Raw genomic sequence first — 17,648 nt, 5'->3', positions numbered from 1 at the left:
TTCAAGGAGGCCTTCACGGACAGCTCCGTGCTAGCCGATGGGCTCGATCCAGATGTTGCGGAACCGCGGGTTCTCACCGGGATCCCCGTGGTCCTGCAAGCGGATCGCGCCCGGTGCCGCGCTTTCCGGGATGCTGTCGCCCGTGCCGCCGTCGATCGCCACGTCGTTGTGGACCACGACGCCGTTCCACACCACGGTCACGCGGGCGTTGTCGGTCTTGTTCCCGGCGCCGTCGAACCGGGCGGCACGGAAGGTGACGTCGTAGGTCTGCCAGGTCCCGGGCGCCGTCGCCATGTTCCGGTCAGGCGCCTTCTTCGAGTAGATCGCGCCCGCCTCGTTGTTGGCGAGCGTGGTGTCCCCGAAGGATTCGAGCACCTGCAGTTCATAGCGTTCCTGGAGGTAGACGCCGCTGTTGCCCCTTTGCTGTCCGGTGACCTCCGGCGGATAGTTCGGCTCGTTCCATTCGACGTGCAGCCGGAAATCGCCGAACTGCTGCTTCGTACGGATGTCCCCGCCGTTCGACTCCATCGCGCCGCCGGACACCGGCCAGGTCGCCGCGCCGCCCGCGCGCTTCTCCCACGCGTTCAGATCGGTGCCCTTGAACAACGAGATGCGCCGGGATTCGGTCAGGGTGAGGCTGTCGAGGTTGACGTTGCCCGCGTCGCCCGTGTCGTAGCGATAGGAGATCGTGTTCGCTCCGGCTTTGAGGTTGAGCGTCTCGGGCTGGGTGTTCCAGGTGTCCCAGTTGCCGGTGCTCGCGAGCCTGACCTGTTTCACCTTCGTCCCGTTGACGTAGACGGTCACCGATTTGGTCCCCGGCGCCGGATCCGGGCCGTTCGAGTAGCGCAAGGCCGCGTTGTAGGCACCGGACTTCGGCGCGTTCACGGTGAACGTCGTCGCGGCGCCCTGGTTCCAGTAGCCGTCGACGAAACCGGTGCCCGTGTAGCCGGCATGGTTCGTGTTCGTCCCCGCGCCACCGCTCAGCGCGGCCCGCTCCGCCTCGTAGGTCGTGCTCGCCGGCGGGCCGCCGACCAGGGAGTTGAGCGTGTACCAGGCTTCCGTGCTCCACAGCGCCGCACCGGACTCCGCCGCGAACGGACGCGGTGAGCGCAGGTGCACCACGTGCCCGGCCTTCAGCCCCGCCACCTGCAGGGTGACCTTCTTGCGGTCGGCCGACAGGCTCGCGGACGTGACGGACAACGTCTGCTCGTCGATCTTCGGCCCGCCGTAGGCCGGTGTGGGCTGGTAGCGCCATTGCTGTGCCTGATACTTCGCCGCGAGGTTCTGCGCGGTCCCGGCCGACAGCGGCTGGGTGTACTCCAGTTCGAAGCCGCCCGCGACGGCCCGCATCGCCCGGATGTCGAAGGCGTTCGTGCCGTTGGGTGTCACCTTTTGGAGGCCGTAGGCGAGTTTGCCGGGCTGTCCCCAGTTCCCGCCGCCGTCGATCCCGCCGGTGTAGATCGCGCCGTCGGGGCCGAGGCTGATCCGGCTGACACCCGACTCGAGGCCCTGGGTCATGCGGAAGACCGCACCCTGGTACTCGCCGTTGACCTTCTCCAGGAACGCTCGCTGCAGCCCGCCGTAGGTCACGTCGCCGTACACCATCTGCCCGGCGAACGGGCCCGTCGGCAGCATGACCATGTTGCTCGGCGAGTTCGCGATCTCGTTGTGCGGCAACCACAACACGGGCGCGGTCACCGGCTTCGCGTCGAACGGTCCCGCGGGATTGGTGTAGTGGTTGAAGAAGCGGTCCTGCTTGACCCGGACGAGTTTGTTCACGGGAAGCCAGCCGCCCTGGTTGTCGGTGACGAAGACGTCGCCTTCCGGTCCCCAGCCGATGCCGTGCGGGGTACGCAGCCCGCCGGCGATGTAGGAGACCTGGCCGGTGGCCTTGTTCACCTTGATCGTCGTGCCGCGGTTGGGCGCGGGCTGCGGGTCGGTCGTGGCGCCGCCGTAGTTGATGGAGACGGAAAGGTTGGCGTAGAAGTAGCCGTCCTTGTACAGCAGGCCGAACGCGAACTCGTGGAAGTTGCCGCCGAACGGCCAGGTGGCGACCGTGCGGTAGTCGTCGGTCACGCCGTCGCCGTTGGTGTCGTTCAGTTCGACGAGCCGCGTCTTCTCCGAGACGTACAGCTTGCCGTCGACGTACTTGACGCCCATCGGTTCCTTCAGCCCGCTGGCGACGCGCTGCGTGCGGACCTTGCTCGGGTCGGTGTTCCCGCTGACGTTGCTCAGCAGGTGGACCTCGCCGAGGACCTTGTCGGAGCCGCCCCATGTGGCGATCGCGAGCCGTCCGTCCGGGAGCCAGTCCATGCCGGTGACCTGCGGCTGGAATCCCTCGGGACGCAGGTTCGTCAGCGTGAAGCCGGGGTGGACGCCGTTGAGCGGCAAGCCGTCACCGGGGGAGTCCGTGGCGCCTTCGCATTCCTTGCGCCCGGGCGAGGTCACCCGCACGACGTCGGCGTCGGTGCTGAGCACCGAATTCGGCACGAGCGCGAAATCCGCCGCGCCCGGCGGCCGCCATTCGAGGGTGACCTGCTGATCGTTGGTGTTGTCGAAATGGTCGATCCGCAACGCGTGGTACCCGGTGCTCAACTGCACCGTTCCGGTCGCCGGGGTCGCCCCGTGCAGGCCGTCGTGGTTGATCACCGTCTGGCCGTCGATCCGGAGCCGGGAGCCGTCGTCGCTGGTGAGCCGGAATTCGTACTGGCCAGCGGTGGCGATGTTGATGTTCCCGATGACCTCGGAGACGAACCGCTCGTCGAGCCCGAAGTCGGCGGTGGTGGTCCAGCTGATCGTCGGCATCAGCTTGTCGACGTTGGGCGTCTGGCCGGATTTGATCGCGCAGAGCTTGGTGAGCTCGCGCTGGAGGTCGTACGTGCGGAGCGTGACACCGGGTTGCTGGGGTGGGATGGCCGCTTCGGCCGGGACTGTCGCCAGCCCGGTCAATGCCGTGACCAGCGCCAACGAGGCGACGATGGACCGGTTGAAGCGCTTGCGGACAAACGGAAGCATCGTTGCTCCTCGGGTCGGCGGCGGAGCACCTCTGTGACGTCGCTGAACCTAAGAGGACTTTCGATCGAAGTCAACGAAAGTATGTACAGAACGGACGAAAGTTAGTCCGAACGGTCGCGTTCGGGGTCTTTGCCTTCCCGTCTCGACCTGCGCCATTCAGGTGGGAACCGCGGGAACTCGCGACAACGGTCCGCCCCGGCGCGATTTCCCGGTATGGATCGTTGGTACGACGAGTCCCCCGGGCGCGGTGAAGGTTCTCCGCTGACCCCGCATCAGCTCCCGTCGGTGACCGCGACGTTCGTCGGGCGGGAAACGGAATTGGCGAAGGTCAGCGCGATCGCGGACCGAGGGGACGGCCGCTCCAACGCGATCGCGATCATCGCGGGCGCGCCGGGGGTGGGGAAGACCGCCTTGGCCGTGCAATGGGCGTCCGCGCAGCGCGAGCGTTTTCCCGACGGCGATCTCTACTGCGACCTTCACGGCTACGCGCCGGGTCCGGCCAGTACGTCACCTGAAGTTCTCGCCGGTTTCCTGCGCGCGCTCGAGGTTCCCGGGAAGAAGATCCCGCGAAGCCTGGAGGCGAAGTCGGCGCTCTTCCGCTCGTTGCTGAACGATCGCCGGTTCGTCATCGTCCTGGACAACGTCACCTCGCCGGACGCGGTACGCCCGCTGCTGCCCAGCACGCCCGGCTGTTTCGTGCTGGTGACGAGCCGCAGTAGCCTGTCGGGCCTCGTCGTGACCAACGGCGCCCGCCGGATCACCTTGGACATGCTGATGCCGTCCGAATCGGAGACCCTGCTCCGGACGGCTATCGGAGCGCGCCGTGCGGACGGCGAACCCGGCGCGATCAGGGAACTCGCGGATCTGTGCGGGCATCTGCCACTGGCGGTGAGGATCGCCGGCGAGCGGGTGGCGGCGCATCCGTATCTGAGGCTGGCGGACCTTCTCGGAGAACTCCGGTCGGAGGCACGAAGGCTCGACGCGTTCGAAACGGGTGACGACGAAATGTCCGCCCTGCGGCCGGTGTTCTCGTGGTCGTACCAAGCCTTGGATCCCGCCACGGCCCGCGTCTTCCGGATGCTCGGCCTGCATCCCGGACCGACCGTCAGCGTGGCCACCGCGTCCGTGCTCGTCGGCCCGCCCACGGCCGATGTCCGGCGCAGGCTCGACAAGCTCACCGCGGGGTGCCTGCTGAGCGAAGTCGACCGCGACAGATTTCGTTTCCACGACCTGCTGCGCGTCTACGCGAAGGAACGTGTCGATGCGGAGGAGTCCGCCGAAGAACGCGAGGAATCGCCCCGGCGCTTGATCGAGTGGTATCTCGCCTGCGCCGATTCAGCGGACCGGGTGCTCACGCCCATGCGAAGACGCGTCGCCCTCGAAGTCTCCCCGGACGTCTCCGGCAAGCTCGAATTCGGCACCTACGGGGAAGCGCTCGCCTGGTGCGAGGCCGAGCAGGCCAATCTGGTCGCGTCGGTGCACGCCGCGCTGGCCGCGGACTGGTCCTCGATCGCGTGCAGGCGCCCGCTCGCGCTGTGGGCGTTCTTCACCTTGCGGAAACCGTGGGCCGACTGGATCGCCACCTACAAAGCGGGCGTGGAGGCCGCGCGACGATGCTCCGACCAGTTCAGCGAGGCTTCCCTGCTGGCCGGACTGGGCATCGCGCACCGGGACCTGTGCCGGTTCGAAGAGGCGTTGGCGTATTTGGAGTCGGCGCTCGCCATCCGGCGGCGGATCGATGATTCCTGGGGGCAGGGCCAGGCGCTGATCAGTCTCGGGATCGCGTACCACGAGCAGGGCCGGTTCGCCGAAGCCCTCGGACACCACACAGACGCGCTGGAGGTCTTCCGGCTTCTCGGTGACGAATGGGGAGCGGCGCAGACACTGCATTTCCTCGGCCTCACGAACCATGGGCTGGGCCGATTCGACCAGGCTTACGAGAACCTCCGGCAGGCCTTGGACATCCGGCATCGGATCGGCTACCGCTACGGCGAAGCGGAGACGCTGGTGGGACTGGCCCTCGTCTTCCAGAAGATCGACCGGAGCGGCGAATCCGCAGGGCAGCTGAAGCGGGCCTTGGAACTACGTCGCGACATGGGAGATCGCTATGGTGAAGCGGCGGCGCTGGACCACTTGGGCCAGCTCTGGGCGAGAAAAGGCGAAACCGAGTGGGCGAAGACCTGCTGGGGTGACGCGTTGAACATCTTCAACGAACTCGGTGCGCCGAGGGCTGCGGAGGTGTACGCGCGGCTTCGTGAGGTTCAAGCGAGCTAGGGTTTTGACTGCGGAGGCCTATTGGCGGGAGATGTGATGGGCCGCCGGTTTTTGTTGCCATGGCGGACAGTTCTCGCACTGAGGCGGCTCGTTGTCGGAAAACGGCGACGGTGCTACGCGTCTTGCTCCATTTCTGGAATTCTTTTCACATTACTTGCTGGTGATACTGCTGTGGTGTGCGTTGCCGAAAATCGGCAATGCCTCTGTCGTTCGTGGGCCCGGGAATTGTCGGTGGTGGGTCGTAGGTTCGTGGGGTGGACACTCATTCCGCGCCTGTGGCGCTCTTGGAAAGCCTCACCGATCCCGAGGTGCTGGCCGCGGTGAACGATGCCGCAAATGTGTTGAACGACAAGGATTCCGTGGCGTTGGCGCAAGCCGCGTCAGCGGGGATCGCGCGTTTGGAGGCGGTGCGGTTTCGGGCGTTGGCGCAGCTGAACCGTCATCGTGAGGGCGTGCGGAGTGTGGCGCAGGAGGTGGCGCTTGACTTGTCCCTTGTGGACAATCATGCGGGCGCCATGGTCGCCGCCGCGGACGCGCTGACCACCCGCCTGCCCCGCACGCTGAATCTGATGGATGAAGGAAAACTCGCCGGATTCAGCGCGATGAAGGTTGCCACGGCCACCGCCTGGCTGTCCGATGAGGACGCTCTTGCGGTGGACGCCTTGTTGGAGGATCGGATCGGGGACAAGAATCCGGACCAGGTGCGGAAGGCGGCCAATCACGCGGCGAACACCATCGACCCCGAGGGCGCGGGTAAACGGGCTGAGCGGCATCGCGACGGCCGTCGTCTCACGTTGCGGCAGGGCGAGACCGGGGTGGCGTCGATCGAGGTCGAGGATGGGCCGGTGGAGAAGGTCGCTGCCGCTTATCAGCGGATCGATCGTGAAGCGCGGGCGCTCAAGACCAAGGAGGAACCCCGCACTCTCGACCAGCTCCGCGCCGATGTCGCGCTCGATCTTTTGCTCGGCGGTCAAGGCGGGGCGAGTGAACGCAGTGAAGTGTTCCTGTACATGGATTTGTTCACCTATCTCGGACTGAACGACGATCCGGCGGAACTGGCCGGGCATGGCACGATCCCTGCCGCGTTGGCCAGGGAAATCGCCGAGGGTGGGAACAGTGTGTTGCGGCGGATCATCACCGACCCGCTCTCCGGGCAGGTGCTTGACCTCGGCCGCGACCGCTATCGGCCGACCGCTGGTTTAGCCGAGTTCGTGCGGGTTCGGGACCGTGAATGCCGAAGACCCGGCTGTCACCGACCCGCCCAAGCCTGCGACATCGACCATTCGGTGCCTTGGCAGCACGGCGGCCACACCTCCGACACCGAACTCATCGACCTCTGCCGCCGCGACCATCGGTTGAAAGACGAACCCGGCTGGACCTACCACCTCGCCACTGACGGCACGCTCACGATCACCACGCCTACCGGGCAGCGCTACGACAGCACACCACCGCCGCTCCATGGACCCCGCCCGGGAAGCGACGTACCGCCACCGTTCTGAGCCGTCGCCGAAAAGCGGCAAAGGGCGAGGTGTGTGCTGGACTTCAGCTTTCCGGCCCGTCGCCGAAAAGCGGCAACGGACGGCTTGTGCCCGAGTAGAGGCAAGTCGTCAAGCGCGGTGAGGGGCGCTTTGCCCGCATCAGATGCGGTGAAAGTCCCCTTCAGCCACCCCGGGGCCAGAAGAACTCAAGACACGAATCCCATCCGGCGAGCTAGCGTTTCCGTGCCCACGCCACCAGCCCCCGTTTCGTCAGCGACAAAGGCACCGCCGTCTTGGTGGCCAGCCGCCACGCGGACGACTCGGGCAGACCCCGGCCGCGGAGGAACAGTGCGACCGCGGCGCGATCGGGAAGTGTCACCAACCGGGCGTCCCAGGCTCGGATCGACTCGACCTCGAACACCTTGCCCAGCAGAGGTTCGGCGGTTTCCGCGTCGAAGCTCGACGCCCGGCCCCAGCGAGGCAGCGCCCAGGCCAGCTCGGGATCGTTCCACCGGCTCGACGCCGAGACGGCCAGCAGCCCACCCGGGGAGAGGACCCGCCTTACCTCGGTGAGCGCTTCCACCGGGTCGGGCACATGGTGAAGCATCCACAACGCGGCCGCGCCGTCGAAGGTCGCTTCGCGGAAGGGAAGGCCGGTCACATCGGCCTGGACGGAGTATCCGGGCGCATGGGACACGTGCGACGCGAGGTCGGCCACCACCGTCGGCACGTTCCGGCGTACCAGCAGCCGGGAAAGTGCTCCGGTGCCGCCTCCGACGTCCAGAACCAGCGAACATCCTTCGGTCGCGAAGCCGGCGGCGATCTCCGGATGGACGTCACCGCACGAGGAGAACCACGCGGTCGAGAGCACATTGGCCGCGAAGCGTCCGGGATCACTCTCGTAATCGACGGGAACGGCGTCACTCACGACCTGACAGACTAGGGACGAGCGAGTCGGTTCGCGTCGTCTGCTCGGTGGGGTCTTTCGGGCATCAGGGTGAGGCCCGGCCTCGGATAGAGTGGCGGCCGGAGCGGGGGAGGGCGAGTGACGACGGCATCGGGCGAATCCCGGCTGAGGTCGGCCGTTCTCGCGCAGGCGTGGCAACGGATCGACGGCGTCGAGGTCCTCTCGTCCGCCGACGGCGGCCCACTGACCCGCACGATCAAGAAGATCATCGACCCGCTGGTGATCCGCACGGCGGCGCGTCCCCGGCTCGGCCGTCCGGTGCTGGACGCGGTCACGGCGGCGGAACTGACGGAACTCTTGCTCGCCGACACGGACAGGCTGCGCGCGACGGCCGCGTGGTTCACCCACCTCAAACGTCAGCGCCGCGCCCTGCGGATCACGGCGGGCAACGTGCAGGACGTCTGTTTCCCGCTGGCGTATGAACTGGCGACGGGCTTCGGCTCGCCGGGGCCCGACGCGGCGGCGACGGCCGCGGCGGCCTTGCGGGATCTCCATGGCGAGGGCGGCTCCGCGGGAGTAGATCAGCTCACCGCGTATCTCGCGGATCCGCGGCACGAGGCGCGGCTGACCGCGGAGTTGCAGCGCCGCTGGGCCGCCGAAACTGTTGTGCCGCAAGACATCGCCGCGCTTCAGACGTTCGTCGACGACCTTTCCGACGCTGCTTGGCGAACCCTCGCCGATTCGGCCGCCGGGCACGCTCTCGGGCTCGGGCTGAGAAAGGCGGGCGGGGCACGCGAGCTCAGCGAGATCGTCCGAGAGATCTCCGGGCTGCCCGCGCCGGATCTCGGTCTGCAGCGCGGAGATCGCACCGCCGTCCCGCCCCTGAACCGGCGCGACGAAACCGGCGCCGAACTCCTCGAACGCAGTGTCGAACGCCGCGTGCGCGCCACCCTGCGCCGTCTTCCTCCCGACGAACGGCCTCCCGTCGAGGACCTCGTCGACGACGAACTCACCCGGGTCGCCGCCGGATTCGGGCTCGGCCTGCCCGCGCTGGCCGCTTGCTTCGCGCTCGGTGTCGTCCTCGCCCCCGCGCTGCGGCCGCTCGACGGCGCGGCCCCCGCCGGGGTCCCTGAATTCGCGCGGCGGCTCAACGCGCAAGTCGCTCGGGAGGGTTACGTCCTGCACGCCCGCCGCGCGCTGGCCGGAGCCACACCGCTCACCCCACGGCCCGACGCCGCACTCCTGCGCGACCTTCGCGAGTTCGCCAAGCACTTCCTCAGCAGGCTGTGGGTCCGGCTGCACGGCTTCGACGTCCGCGGCGACCTGCCCGCCGACGCCGCCGACGTCCGCGACCTCGTCACCGGCGTGGTCCGCTCGACGTCACTGGACCTGCGGACGAAGGTGCGCCGCGCGCTCATGGCCCGCCTGCCGGATCTGGAGGCCGTGTCATGACGCATCCGGTGCACACGCCCGTCGTCGCGGCCGACGGCGGCCTCATCCGTTTCGCCCTCGCCGATCTGCTCGCGGGCAGGGCGACAACGATGCGCGTCGAGCTCAGTGACGCCGGGGCCGCCGAACCGTGGCTGACCCGGCTCGTGGGCGCGGAAGCGAGCCTCGCCGCGCTCGGCCAGGGCCACGCGGACCTCCCCGCCCGGCCGGAATTGGGCAGGCTCGCGCTGCTGTTGTGGCTCCGGCGCTGGTGGCCCGCAGGACCGTCGCTCGGAGTCCCGTCGCTGGACCCGGCGTTGCTGGACCTCGAAACGGCGGTCGCGACGGCCGACGTCGAGGACCTGGCCGAAGGGCTTCTCGACGGTTTCGAAGCCTCTCCGGCGGAACTGTTCGACGCGGCGATCGCCGACGGCGCACTCGCGGCAGCGGCGTGGCCGGTCGCCGACGACGTACGGGCACTGTGCGCGCGCCTCGCCGCCTGGTTCGACGATCAGGACGACGTCGTGCGCGCTGAAGCCGCGGCACGTGTGGAAACCCCGGCATCGAGCCAAAAAGCGTACGCACTGGCCGCGGGCCTCGATCCAGTCGCGCCCGGCGAAGGCGTACTGGCGAGCGGGCGTGCGAGCGTCGACTGGGCGCGGGTCCCGCCCGGAATCCTGGACGCCGGCGAGGACACGGTGGGCTGGCGGATCGTCGCCGCCGCGGCCGCCACCCGGCTCGAAGTCGTCGTCGCGGGCGCGTTCGCCGACGCGGCCATCAGCGCGTTCGCGAGCCACGAGGGCGAGCCGTTCGCGGAGGTCCCGCTGGAGCTGGGCGCCGGGCGGTTCAGCGGTACGGCCGACTTGGACGACGCCGCGGCCCGGCTGGCGGCGCGTGTCCCCGGTGGACAGATCGCCGTCGTCGTCGGGATGGCGGACGAGAGTGTCGCCGGGACCACCACGGAAGACCGGGCGGAGGTGGTCGCGCTCGTGCGGGCCCGCCCGCCCGAGCTCAGGACACTGGCCGAACGGGCGGCGGCCGCTTCCGCCGATGAGGAGTTCTGACGTGCTCGTCGGCATGCCGCCGCCCCGGAACCCGCCGGATCGCCCGCTTCCCCCCGAACTGGGTCCCGCGAGTTCGCACGGGTACAACTGTCGTTGCGTCGCACGGCATTTCGGTCTCGATCCGGCTCCGTACGGCGAACTCCCCGCGTGCTCGCTGTCCGAGCGCCAGTACCGAAAGCTGCTGGTGGAGGCGGCCAAGGTCCAAGACCAGGCCAAACGACTGGCCGTCACACGGAACGTCGCGGACGCGCAACGGAAGTACGCCCGGATGCGGGAGATCGCGCAGCGGCTCGACCGGACGGACCTGGAGCTCGCCGCGGTCAGCGACCTTGCCACGCTCTGCTATTCGGCGGGCGATCTGCGCAACGCGCGGCAATGCGCCGAAGCCGTGCTCAACGTCTTCAAGGTGAGCGCCGTCGCCATCGTCCACTTCGGACAGTACGCCGAGGCGCGGATGATCGAAGGCTCCCGCGAGGTCGCCGAGCGCGTGCTCATCTCCCTGGCCACCGAGGAAGGTGACGTCGTCAAGGCGCGCGAGCTGATCGCCGGGCAGCGGCGCCGGGCGGCGTTCCGCAAGGAGGCGGGGCCGGACCAGTATCCGCCCGAGCTGCTCGACGTCCATGGTGTCGACGAGCTGGAACTGCGCATCTTCGACGTGCGGGTGCAGATCGCGGCCGGGGATTTCGCCGGCGCGCGGACGGCGATCGAGGAGATCTTGGCGGCGTTGGACGCGCTCGCGGAGAACGACGAGGTCCGCGAGCGGGTCGTGCACCAGCAGGCCATGGTCAGGGCCGAACGTGCCCGGATCCGCCAGGCGGGTGGCGAGGACGCCGAGGCGCGGGCGGACCTGCTGAGGCTGACCGCTCAGCACGCGGGGAGCCCGATGGCCGCGAAGGTGGGCATCGGGCTGGCGGAGGCCCGCGCCCTCGCGGGTGATTTCCCCGGCGCGGTCGCCGCGATCGTCACCGCCCGCGACGAACTCGCGGCGGCGGGCCTGACCGGCGACGTCGCGGAGGCGAGCCACGCGCTGGGCACGTTGCTGCTGCACGCGGGCGACGTCGCGCAGGCCAAAGAGCAGTTCGAACACGCGAGAACGATCCGGACGGCCAACGGCGACGGTCCGGGTCTTCGTCTCGTGGACACGGCACTGGCCCGCTGCGCGGCCGCGGAAGGCGACTGGACGACGGCGGAGGACCACGCGAACCGCGCGAGGGAATCGGCGCGGACGGCGGGGGACTGGGCGGATCTCCTGCACACGGATTTCGTGGCGGCGTCGATCGGGTTCGCCCGGGGAGAAGACCTCCCCGCGGTGCTGGATCTGCTGCTCCCGCTGACGCTCGCGGCGGCGGAGTACCGGTTCGAGTTCGTCTCGCCGGAGGCGCGCACGGCGTGGGCGCGGGACATCGCCGCCCCGACGATGGGGATGGCGCTCGCGTTGCTGGCCCAGCTCAAGGAGCCGAGGCTCGCGGCGGAACTCGTCGAGCGCACCTGCGCCGTCGGCGCGTACACGGGCACGGAGGAGCGCACGCTGGACCTCACCGGCGCGCTTCCCACCCTCGAAGTGGGCCCGGTCGCGGAGGGACTTCCGTTGGCGGCACTGGGTTCCGTGACTTCGTCGCTTCCGCTGCGGCTCGCCCCGCCGCCCGCGCTGCGCTGGTCGCCGTCGTCGCCCATGGAACTGGACCGATGGCTCGCCGTCGCCGCCGAGCGGTACCGGCTGCCTCGTCCGGTCACCGACACCGTCGAGACCTGGCCCGCCGCGAAGCCCGGGCGCGAGACTTTCCTCCTGCGCTTCGCCGACGCCGGGCACACCTTCCTCACCTGGCGGACCACTGAGGACCTCGACACCGTCCACACGCACCCCATCGACTTCGCCCTGGTCGGGACCGCCCGTCAGGTCTTGGACGCCGCGTCCCCGACACCGCACGAAGGCGAGAGCGTGGCCGACGCGGTCCGGCGATCACTGGGCGAAGACGCGTTCGGGAGCTTCGCCGGGGAACAACGCCTGGCCCGCGTGCTCGCGCTCAACCTCCTGCCCGCCGACCTGGTCGAGCGTCTGCGTCGTGCCGCCGCCGGGGGAAACCGCCCACTCCTGCGGATCCAGCCGTCGCCGAGCCTCGCCGCTGTCCCGTGGGGACTGCTGGCGCTGCCCGACCGGCGGGCCGATCGTGTGCTGGAAATCGACGAGATCGGGCTCTGTTTCGACGGAGACGAGCGCGTCCTCGACGTCGCCGACGTCTCGCTGCTCGCCCCGACCGCGATCCCGCGCCGCCCGTCCTCGGCCGGCGGCCCGCCGGTCTACCTGCTCGACCCGCGCATCCCCGGCCAGAGCGCGTTCGGTGAGCTGGGTTCCGTGCTCGGCAAACAGGACGCGACGTCACCGTTGATCCGCCATCTCGACGAGCGGCTCGCCGACGGGCCGGTCCTTCCCGCCGTCGAACGCGGGCTCGATCTGGTGCGCCGCACCGACACCGACCGCCGCCTGCTCGCCGAACTCGTGGCGGGGCCCTGTTCGCGGCTGGTGTTCGTCGGGCACGTCAGCCGCGTCCGCGACGAGCACGGCGCGCAGACCGCGCTGCACCTGTCCTGCGCGGCCGATCTTCCGGGGACGGCCGCCCCGATCGGCGCGCACCGGCCGTTCACCGCCGCCGACCTCGCACTGTCCGAAATGGACATGCCCGCGCGGGTGGCGCTCGTCGGCTGTGCCAGCGCGAGCGATTTCGGCCTCGCCGAACCGTTCGGCGTACTGCTCGCCGCCGTCGCGGCCGGAGCCGGTCTGGTCGCCGCCACCGTCTGGGCGCTGCCGACGTCGGCCGCCGTGCCCGGCGCGGACCCGATGTCCGAACTGGTCATCGCCGTGGACACCGCGCTCGCGGGTGAGGATCCGGTCACCGAGCTGTGTGCGTGGCAGCGATCCCGGCTCGCCCGCTGGCGTGAGCGGCCCGAGCCCGCGACCTCTCCGGTCTTCTGGGCGCCGCTGACCTGCCTCGACGCGACCGACGACGGGAAAACCTGGGTTCGGTAGCGGGAGGGGCCGCCGAAGCTGTGTCCAGCACGAACGACACGGCGAAAGGCGGCACCCGATGTTCAAGAAGATCCGCGACAAGATCAACGACGCGACGCAGCAGGGCATGGCGCGGGGAGAGCAGGATTTCCAGCGCCACGCGGAGCAGTTCCGGCAGGCCGCCGCCGCGCAGGGCCACGACATCACGCCGCAGCTGCCGACTCCGCAGCTGGCCGCGCAGGCGTTCCGGAGCCTCAACGCCGACCCGGACATGGCGGCGTTCATGGCGTTGCCGATGGACGAGCAGTTGCGCCAGCAGCAGGAACTGCAGGCCTACGGCACCGAACTGCGGCGGCTCTACGACACCTGCGAGCCCGCCACGCTGGTGGTCCGCGGGCTGGAGCCGACCGGCCGGAAGATCGCCGGGCAGGCGCAGTACACCGCGACGCTCGAGGTCACCCGCGCCGACGGCACCACCTACCGGACGGTGACGCAGCTGATCACGCCGCTGGCGACGATCCAGCAGTACGCGCCCGGTACCCGGCACGAAGCCCGCGTCGACCCCGCCGACCCGGCGAAGGTCGCCGTGTTCGGCCCGATCGGTTAGGCGGTGGAGATGTTCGGGACTTTCGAGTTCGGCCTGCCGGAAGACTCCCGGCGGGCCCGCCGCCCCGGTCTGCGTCTGTGGCTGCTGGGCGTGCCCACGACGCTCGCCTGGGCGGTCGTGGGCTGGTCGGGCGCCCTCGGGCTGCTGGACGGTTTCCGGTTGATGTCGCTGAACCGCGTCGACGCGTGGGGGGCCGACGCGGGCCCGGCGGTCTCCCTCGTCCTGCTCTTCAGCATCTCGATCACGGTGGCTTCGTCGCTCGGGTTCGCGATGCTGTGGGGTGGCGGGATGTCGCTGCGCGGGATGGGCGTCGGCTTCCGGGCGAGCAGCCTGGCCGCCTCCCTCGGCATCGCGCTGGGCTCCGGCGCCGCGATTCCGTCCTGGACGCCGCCGGAGGCGGTGGGGAAGCGGCTGCCGTCCGAACCCTGGACCGATGTGGACTGGGTCGTCTACTACGAGCCGTATCTCGTCCCGGCGGTGGCCGGGGTGACCGCACTGGTGATGATCATGGTGCTGGGCCGGGCGTTCGTCACCAAGGCCGAAGCGGACGACCGCGCGCAGGCGCTGGCGCAGACCGGCCGCCAGGTGATGGGCACCGTGCTCGGCGTCGAATTCACCAACGTCTGGGTGATGGGGAATCCCCGGTTCACCGTGCAGGTCCGGTTCCCTGCGGACGAGGGGGAGCGGACCGTCGTCGCCACGATGATCACCCCGCCGTTGCAGGCACCGGCCCGCGGTTCGACGGTGAAGGTCACCTACGACCCGCGCGATCCGGACTCGGTCCGGATCGATCCGGATCCGGCGGATCGGGCGGCTGGCGGAAACCTCGGTGCCTTCCTGCCCCCGTTGTTCTGATCGCCCTCTACACTCCCGCGGATGGACGAACAGACGGCAGAGGTGTCCACCGCGCAGGCGGTCCGCAAGGCGATGATCCGGCTGGTCCCGCTCCTCGGGCTGCTCTATCTGCTCAACTATCTCGACCGGGTCAACGTCGGGTTCGCGGCGCTCACCATGAACGCCGACCTCGGCATCAGCTCGGCCGCCTACGGGCTCGGCGCGGGCCTGTTCTTCGTCGGGTACTTCTTCTTCGAGGTGCCCAGCAACGTCATCCTGCACAAGGTGGGCGCCCGGATCTGGATCGCGCGGATCATGGTCACCTGGGGCATCGTCGCCTCGGCCACCGCGTTCATCCAGGGCGAGGTCAGCTTCTACATCGTGCGGGTGCTGCTCGGCATCGCCGAGGCCGGGTTCTTCCCCGGCATCATCCTGTACCTGACCTATTGGTTCCCGCGTAAGCAGCGGGCCAAGATCGTCGCGCTGTTCTTCCTCGCGGTGCCCCTTTCCTCGGTCATCGGCAGCCCGGTTTCCTCCCTGCTCATCAAGCACGGCGATGGCGTCCTGGGCTTCGACGCCGGCTGGCGGTTCATGTTCTTCGCCGAAGGGGTGCCGTCGATCCTGCTCGGGGTGGCGGTGTTCTTCCTGCTGCCGAGCAAGCCGAAGGACGCGAAGTGGCTGACCCCGGGGGAGCGCACGGCGTTGCAGTCGGCCATCGACGCGGAGGACACCCGTGAGGTCGGCAAGGAGGTGAGCACCCGGTCGGCGCTGACCGATCCGCGTGTGCTCGCGCTGAGCGCCGTCTACTTCGGCATCATCTTCGGCCTTTACGTGCTCGCGTTCTTCCTCCCGCAGGTGATCAAGGGCTTCCAGCAGCAGTTCCAGACCAACTACAGCATCGTGGAGATCGGGCTCATCACGGCGATCCCGTACGCCGTGGCCGCCGTCGCCATGGTGTTGTGGGCACGCCATTCCGACCGCACCGGCGAACGGGCCGGGCACGTCGCCATCGCCGCGTTCGTCGGCGCGGTCGCGATCGCCGCCGCGCTGTATCTCGGCTCGCCGCTGTGGGTGATGATCGCGGTGACCATCTGCGCGGTCGGCGTGTTCACCGCGATCCCGGTGTTCTGGCAGCTGCCCAACGCCTTCCTGACCGGAGTCGGCGCCGCCGCCGGGATCGGCCTGATCAACTCCTTCGGTAACCTGTCGGGCTTCGTCGGCCCCTACCTCACCGGCTGGTTGCAGGGCCTGACTGGGAGCTTCCGCGCGGGGATGTGGGCCGTCGCCTTCTTCATGGCGATGGCGGGGGTCATCGCGTTGACCTTCCGCAACAAGGAGAAGAACCCGGTCAAGTGAGGTGGTCGAAGTCGCCGTTAACCCACCGGATATGGGTTTCGGCGCTTCGGCGCACGACAGCGCGGGCGTCACGATCGATCGTGTCCCCGCCCAGGGTGTAGAGCCGGTCGTAGGTGAGGTCGTCGAGCCGGTCGACGACGCGGCGGACCACGGCCCCCGACAGCGGGATGTGCTTGGGGAAGTTGCGCTGGAACGACACCCAGCCCGGCGCGAGCCCACCCGAGATCGTGTCGCCCGCCAGGATGCTGCCGTCCGGCGTCCTGGCGACGGCGCTGCCGCGCATATGCCCGCCGAGCCGGATGAGTTCGAGGCCGGGCAAGGGTTCCACGTGCTCGTCCCAGAACTCGAACGCCGGATCGGGTGCGGGCAGCCATTCACGGTTGCGTTCGTTGACCAGCACCGGGACCCCGCCCAGCGCGCGGCTCCAGCCGAGCTGGGCGCCGAACATGTGCGGATGGCTGGTGGCGATCACGGCGACGTCGCCGAGACCGCGTACGACGTCGAGCACCTCGGTGTCCAACCAGGACGGCGGATCCCAGAGCAGGGTGCCCGCCGGGGTCGTCGCGACGAACGACCAGTGCCCGATCGCGAACTGCGGGTCCCTCTTGACGCTGTGCAGCCCGCGGCCGTGATCCCGGTGCAGGGTCTTGTGCGGCACCGACATCAGTTCTTCGTGCGTCCACCAGCGTCCGGTGTGCGCGCCGAGGTCACCGGCCTCCTCCATGCCGACCTCGCCGCGGTCGAGCACGCACCGGGGCGGCTCCGGGGTGGCCGGGTGTTCGATACCGCACCTGTCGCAAATCCACATGATCGAGAGTCTGTGACCTCCAGTGCGCTGGAGGTCAAGACGCGTCTTCCCCCGGCTCGGCGAGCCGGGGGAAGACGGGTGATCAGCTGACGGTCGTCTTGCCGAGGACGGCGTCCTGGTCGGGCGGGTCGAGGGTGAGGTTGACGTCGAACTCGCCGAGCGAGCTGTCGGTGACGATATGCGAGGTCGCCGCGGCGTCCACGCTGCTGGTCGCCTCACCGGCGGGGGTCCCGGCCGGGATCGTGAAGTCGACCTTGCCCGTCGCGGTGAACTTCAGCGAACCTTCGGCGGGCACCTCGGTGTCCGGGATCGGCAGCTCGATGGGGATCGACACCTTCTGCTCGCCGAGCGCGATGTTCACCTTCGAGCTGATGGTGCCGGAGAGCTTCTTCGCACCGACCAGCCGGAGCCCGTCGCCTGCGGCCTGACCGGAATCGACGTCGAGGGTGAACGGCACCGAAATCGGCTCACCCGCCTTGGCCGTCGCCGGGATTTCCGCCTTCACCACCACCGCCACCTTCTGGTCGCCGATGATGGGGAAGCCGCCCTTGTACGTGAGATTCTTTTCGACGGCGGCCGCGTTTCCCGCCGCGGTGAGCATTACGGTTCCGGCGACCACGGCCGCGATCCCGGCCGCGCGGAATCGCCGGACACCCTTCCGTACGAGGGTTTCCGTCATGTCAGGTCCTTTCGTCGTTGAATGGGCTCGAAACCGAATGTAGGTGGAAAGTCACCAACGAGGAAAGGAAAAGATCTCTCGCGTTTTCTTTACGCTTCGATCTTGTCACGCGTATGGAGAATGGCGAGTTCGTGAATTGTCACGCGAAGGCGGAAAGGGGAAATGCCGTCCGTATTCTTGTCACCCCGGTGACA

The 17,648-nt window shown here is 69.1% G+C and carries 12 protein-coding genes; 8 read left to right on the top strand and 4 right to left on the bottom strand.

What is annotated here, in order from left to right; all coding sequences use genetic code 11:
* Positions 1–30: 30 nt before the first annotated feature.
* A complete protein-coding gene (locus tag AJAP_RS21815) occupies positions 31–3,015 on the bottom strand; it encodes a family 16 glycoside hydrolase (RefSeq protein ID WP_038514742.1) in 2,985 nt (994 codons plus the stop codon).
* 213 nt (positions 3,016–3,228) lie between these two features.
* Between AJAP_RS21815 and AJAP_RS21810 the strand changes: the two genes are divergently transcribed.
* Together AJAP_RS21810 and AJAP_RS21805 are read left to right on the top strand one after the other, a co-directional pair.
* Complete coding sequence (locus tag AJAP_RS21810; protein ID WP_051972548.1) at positions 3,229–5,289, top strand: ATP-binding protein; 2,061 nt, start codon at positions 3,229–3,231, stop codon at positions 5,287–5,289.
* A gap of 275 nt (positions 5,290–5,564) precedes the next feature.
* Entirely contained in the window at positions 5,565–6,788 is a 1,224-nt protein-coding gene (locus AJAP_RS21805) for an HNH endonuclease signature motif containing protein (RefSeq protein WP_038514739.1), read from the top strand.
* A 211-nt stretch (positions 6,789–6,999) separates the two neighbouring features.
* On the opposite strand, the gene AJAP_RS43065 is transcribed toward AJAP_RS21805, so the two are convergent.
* On the bottom strand, positions 7,000–7,695 hold the full coding sequence (locus AJAP_RS43065) for a class I SAM-dependent methyltransferase (protein ID WP_158073270.1): 696 nt from the start codon (positions 7,693–7,695) through the stop codon (positions 7,000–7,002).
* Between the two features lie 117 nt (positions 7,696–7,812).
* On the opposite strand from AJAP_RS43065, the gene AJAP_RS21790 reads away from it, so the two are divergent.
* Genes AJAP_RS21790 through AJAP_RS21765 form a run of 6 tightly spaced genes read left to right on the top strand, consistent with a single transcriptional unit; the run spans position 7,813 to position 15,967 of the window.
* Positions 7,813–9,126, top strand: coding sequence for a hypothetical protein (locus AJAP_RS21790; protein ID WP_038514736.1), 1,314 nt, complete (start codon positions 7,813–7,815; stop codon positions 9,124–9,126).
* The gene (locus AJAP_RS21785) at positions 9,123–10,166 is read left to right on the top strand and encodes a hypothetical protein (RefSeq protein ID WP_038514734.1); all 1,044 of its coding nucleotides are present in this window, start codon (positions 9,123–9,125) and stop codon (positions 10,164–10,166) included. The genes AJAP_RS21790 and AJAP_RS21785 overlap by 4 nt, the downstream gene beginning before the upstream one ends.
* On the top strand, positions 10,153–13,191 hold the full coding sequence (locus tag AJAP_RS21780; protein WP_228694546.1) for a tetratricopeptide repeat protein: 3,039 nt from the start codon (positions 10,153–10,155) through the stop codon (positions 13,189–13,191). The genes AJAP_RS21785 and AJAP_RS21780 overlap by 14 nt, the downstream gene beginning before the upstream one ends.
* Before the next feature lie 58 nt (positions 13,192–13,249).
* Positions 13,250–13,777, top strand: coding sequence for a hypothetical protein (locus AJAP_RS21775; RefSeq protein ID WP_038514728.1), 528 nt, complete (start codon positions 13,250–13,252; stop codon positions 13,775–13,777).
* A 9-nt stretch (positions 13,778–13,786) separates the two neighbouring features.
* Positions 13,787–14,632, top strand: a complete 846-nt coding sequence (locus tag AJAP_RS21770) for a DUF3592 domain-containing protein (RefSeq protein WP_038523588.1) — start codon at positions 13,787–13,789, stop codon at positions 14,630–14,632.
* Between the two features lie 21 nt (positions 14,633–14,653).
* Positions 14,654–15,967, top strand: coding sequence for an MFS transporter (locus AJAP_RS21765; RefSeq protein WP_038514727.1), 1,314 nt, complete (start codon positions 14,654–14,656; stop codon positions 15,965–15,967).
* Here AJAP_RS21765 and AJAP_RS21760 read toward each other — a convergent pair.
* Positions 15,960–16,775 (bottom strand): MBL fold metallo-hydrolase, encoded by an 816-nt coding sequence (locus AJAP_RS21760; protein ID WP_228694544.1) that lies wholly within the window; start codon positions 16,773–16,775, stop codon positions 15,960–15,962. The two genes, AJAP_RS21765 and AJAP_RS21760, sit on opposite strands and share 8 nt — an antisense overlap.
* 82 nt (positions 16,776–16,857) lie before the next feature.
* Positions 16,858–17,454 (bottom strand): DUF6801 domain-containing protein, encoded by a 597-nt coding sequence (locus AJAP_RS21755; RefSeq protein WP_038514724.1) that lies wholly within the window; start codon positions 17,452–17,454, stop codon positions 16,858–16,860.
* Positions 17,455–17,648: the final 194 nt, after the last annotated feature.

Source organism: Amycolatopsis japonica, from assembly GCF_000732925.1.
GTDB lineage: Bacteria > Actinomycetota > Actinomycetes > Mycobacteriales > Pseudonocardiaceae > Amycolatopsis > Amycolatopsis japonica.
The sequence above is the reverse complement of the archived record's forward strand: the minus strand, read 5'-3'. Positions and strand labels throughout refer to the sequence as shown.